This window comes from Pseudomonas sp. SST3, assembly GCF_003325755.1.
In genome coordinates, this window is the sequence record NZ_QORI02000144.1 from 1 (window position 1) to 3,984 (window position 3,984).

Here is a 3,984-nt window from a genome sequence, read left to right on the forward strand (position 1 = left end):
TGGGTTTGCCAATGATCTTCTGGCGATCCTTGCCAGCCCGGCACGATCAGATAACGAATCGACTCGCTGTGCATGGGTGTGCCCTCCTGCAGCGTTTAACGTTGCTGACCAGTATAGGGGCGACCCAACAATCAAATAAGGAATAAAAAGGAATTTATTTAATAACCAAATTGCATTTTCCGACATCAGGTCACGTTATCCTCATCCAAGGCGATCGCCGTCACTGAAGCCAGTCGCTGAGGCGGATAAACCCGCTCCTCAGCGACTGCAATCGACACCAGGTTTGTTTTTACCAATCAGCGAGAATGATGCATAGACTGCTCTGAGCCAATGGAGACCCCGAACTTATGATTCATCGGCATGTAATAATCTCGCGCGCTCATATAGTTGGCACCATAGTCCTTGGGAAGTAAAAGACAAGCGTTCAACAGTTCTGTCACCTCTTCAACTACCGCGAAAAACCCATACTCCTTTTGTGCCAATACATCCCCAAACATTTTCGGCCCGGTGATTTCAAAAATTTTCTTCTCGTATTCTTTATAAGCCTGCTGTTCGGCGGCTGTCGAACTGTCACTCAGGAAAGCACGATTACTTTTCAACCACTCCTCATTGGCCTTATAGCGCTCATAGGCCTCTTCCAGGATCTCATCCAGCAAAGGATTATCGGCATGACTGGCGAAATTACTGGTATTGAAACCACTGAAGTCTGCTGGTTCATAAGTCACTGGCGAATTCATCAGGATATCGTTCGGTGTGGCTTTCAACGTGACGTTTCCCACATTGAAAGTCAGTGTATCGTCCGCATCCAGATATATTCCACCGTACTTCTTAAGCAATGCAACGCGCATCACATCCGATGAGGCCGCTAGATTTTGCCCTTGGCCGGCACGAAAGTACTGATACATTTCCCCATACTTGCCAGCCTTCAGCTCCCTGAAAGCCTCATCTGCCTGCAAATCATGCACTTCCAGACCGCCTACTTTGTGATCCAATGCAGACTTTATCTTTTGAAAAACACTCGCATTATTGGCATCTACATGAACGATCGACTTATAGCCCGGACTTTTCCTGGAGTTCTCAACAATATTGTTGAGCAAGTTCTCTGGCATCTCATTGCCAGCCCAAAAATAGTGGATAACCTTGGGCACCTCAGTGGCGCCGGAGGGTAACGATGGCAGTCTCGGTAACTTCAATGTCTTATTTATCATTGAAGCCGGTGCATTTTTATTCCCTTCGATCGCTTCAGCTTTTGTACCACTCATCCAGTTTTCTTGGCCTTTACGCCAATAAAACACGTCATTCACTCGACCGTTTTCGCTGACCCCACGCCATAGGCGGGCCTCTACGTCATACGTCACTTTAGTGCCGTATCGATCGACGAAAATCATGTAGTCTTTCGAGACCATTTGATGGACATCGTCCATGGGGACTGTGAACGCCTCATGGAGTTTCGGGGGCGAAACAGGGCTCATCGGATAACCAATCTGCCCATTGATTCGCCGTGGCGGATTGAAGAATGGGCGCCCTTGTTCAGTCACTTGAGTAGAGGCCTGGGCTGCAGCATCCGCTCCGGCTGCGACGCCCCCGCTGGCAAACCTTTCTGTTATCACTTTCGCCAGCGGCGCCCCCGCATGAGTGGCTAACGGCGGAGCAGCGTTCAATACCCCAAAAACAATTCGGTCCGCACCGGTCGATTTTCCTTTGATGGCATCATCAATACCAATACCGGCCTCGGCGCCCCCGGCTGCCAGGAAGAAAACATCCAGACCTATTGCGACTTCCGGCATGACCAGGGCCAGGGGCGTCATGAACATGGCGACTTTGGTGGCCTCTTCCACCCCTTGCAGCACTTTGTTCTTGGTGTAGTCCCCATCACTGACGATCGCATTATCCGCGTCCGAATAAGATCGGGCCTTTTGTCGAACCTTGACTGCTTCGAAAGGGTCGCCCTGCAGCTGATCCACTGTGATAAAAACCGATCCGGCACCCAGCCGTTGAGCCCTTTAAAGGAAAGCATTACCCGACGCCTGCGCGTCCGACCAATTTCCCATCCCTTCCAGAGACTGACGTACACCGTCTGAAAACGACTTGTCAGCTTGATCCTTGAGAGAAAAGTGCGTCAGCAGCGATTCGCGCTTAACGGGGTCTGACGCCTGCCCCGCCAGCCATGTTTTCATTTGCTGCGGATTATCGAACCGATGAATAGGTGAGGAATTGCCAGGGATGTATAGCAACGTCAGCTGGGTTTTCCGATCGGTCACACACATCAAGTCGGTCGACTGCAAGCCGTTGATGCTCAGCAAGCCGATCTCCAGATTCGGATCCTTGACGGCAGGCTTGGTAAAATCCTGAACCGTCAGCTCGGACCAATCCTTTTGCGCAACCGCCCCCAACGCACGCTGAGCGAGTGCCGCCTCAACCGGTCCAAGTGTTCCTTCCAGCCGCTGTAGATTGATCGCTTTAACAAAGGATATTTTACTCAACGATGCATACGAGGCGCTGTGTTTGTCCCAGAATCCATCAAGCGTATTCTTGTAAAGTTGGGTGCGGTCTGTATCCCAGACCAAGGCTTTGAAATCTTCAACCGGAATGGGCACCTCAGTGGCCGCACTGTAGAGCGCAGAGCCCGGAGAACTCGGTTCCCGGTAAATAGCTTGGCGACTGCCTGCTTCCTGCACCCAGCCGTCAATTTTGTTGTAAACATACACTGCCGGCGAAAAATACTTGGCGATTTTTCGAAACCAGCCCTCATTATCTTCAATCGTAACATCTTGCCTGTTTTTCAAAGCCGCCTGGGTCAGCGTTATTTTTTCCACAACATCCTTTTCGTCATCGCCATTATCCTTGAACGTCACCAGATACGTTTTATCAGGATCAACTTCAATGCCCCACTGTTGTTTTATCTTCGCGGACAAAATAGTGGCAATCTCTTTTTCAGGAGACATAAAATCAGACGCATGCGTACTGATATAAGCATCTATTACAGGATTTGGCTTCAATACCTTGGGCCCGGCATTGGGTGCGTTAATGTGCTGATAACCGGCGCGATTCAAAGATAAACTTTGCCCTAACGGATGCCGTGGGCCAGGCCTATCGGACGGCCCAGAAAAAGCGACAGGTTTTTTTTCATTCGGGCTGAGAAACCGGTTGTTGCGGGCTGACGAATGTATCTACCAAACGAATCGGAAAACGTACCATTCTATAAATTCTCCATTTATCGAAACTTTCCATGCGCCAGCCAGAATAATCATACGGTCATGAATTGCACGCTCAGAAACATTCAAAAACGTGTGAATTCTTTTCCTTTACTAACGCTATACCCTTCCAATAAAAAAAGGCCGCACCCTGCCAAGGAAACGGCCCAAAAACGTGTCGCGGCTCTTTGAAACTAACGTGCAGTAATCACCGACAATTTGGTAATGCCTGCGCGCTCGATCGACGCCATGGCTCGCGCCACTTCGCCGTAGTTCACTCCATCGTCGGCCTGCAATTGCACCCGCACGTCGGGGTCCTTGGCCTTGGCCGCCTGCAGGTTGAATTCCAACAGGTCCGGCTGGATTGCGTCCTTGTTGATAAACAGTTTGCCCGCGCCGTCGATGCTCACCACCAACGGGTCTTTCTGCTCAACCGGCGCTACGGCCTGGGTTTTGGGCAGGTTGATCGGGATGGAGTTGGTCAATAGCGGCGCGGTGACGATAAACACCACCAGCAGCACCAGCATCACATCCACCAGAGGCGTGACATTGATCTCGCTCAGCACCTCATCGCTGTCTTGCGTGGAGAAGGCCATTCAGGATGCCTCCTTCACTTTCTGCGGGCTGCCGGTGCTGGCCTTGGCCAACGTCGGGTGCAGCAGCACGCGGAACGCGTTTTTCTGCGCCAGGCTGTAGAAGTCGTGGGCAAAGTCATCCAGGTCTGCCGCCGTCAGCTTCAGGCGACGCAGGAAGTAGTTGTAAACCAGCACCGCAGGCACCGCGACGGCGA

General features: G+C 51.3%; 4 protein-coding genes and 1 pseudogene. All 5 read right to left on the reverse strand.

What is annotated here, in order from left to right:
• Window positions 1–74: alpha/beta hydrolase (locus DQ405_RS28855; protein WP_174824721.1), on the reverse strand; the 74-nt coding region annotated here is incomplete at its 3' end.
• 222 nt (window positions 75–296) lie between these two features.
• On the reverse strand, window positions 297–1,964 hold the full coding sequence (locus DQ405_RS27935; protein ID WP_342030467.1) for a glycosyltransferase family 32 protein: 1,668 nt from the start codon (window positions 1,962–1,964) through the stop codon (window positions 297–299).
• Window positions 1,965–2,003: 39 nt separating this feature from the next.
• Window positions 2,004–3,053 carry a dermonecrotic toxin domain-containing protein gene (locus tag DQ405_RS27940; protein WP_241730225.1) on the reverse strand — a complete coding sequence of 350 codons (1,050 nt, stop codon included), beginning with the start codon at window positions 3,051–3,053 and terminating at the stop codon, window positions 2,004–2,006.
• A 335-nt stretch (window positions 3,054–3,388) separates the two neighbouring features.
• Window positions 3,389–3,790, reverse strand: a complete 402-nt coding sequence (locus DQ405_RS25370; protein WP_014716440.1) for an ExbD/TolR family protein — start codon at window positions 3,788–3,790, stop codon at window positions 3,389–3,391.
• Window positions 3,791–3,984: pseudogene (locus DQ405_RS25375) on the reverse strand (MotA/TolQ/ExbB proton channel family protein); the annotation flags it as partial. It abuts the gene before it with no gap.

What these genes read in the sequence shown, in the direction of transcription:
- DQ405_RS25370 (WP_014716440.1), bottom strand. Translation starts at nt 3,790, where the DNA reads ATGGCCTTCTCCACGCAAGACAGCGATGAGGTGCTGAGCGAGATCAAT.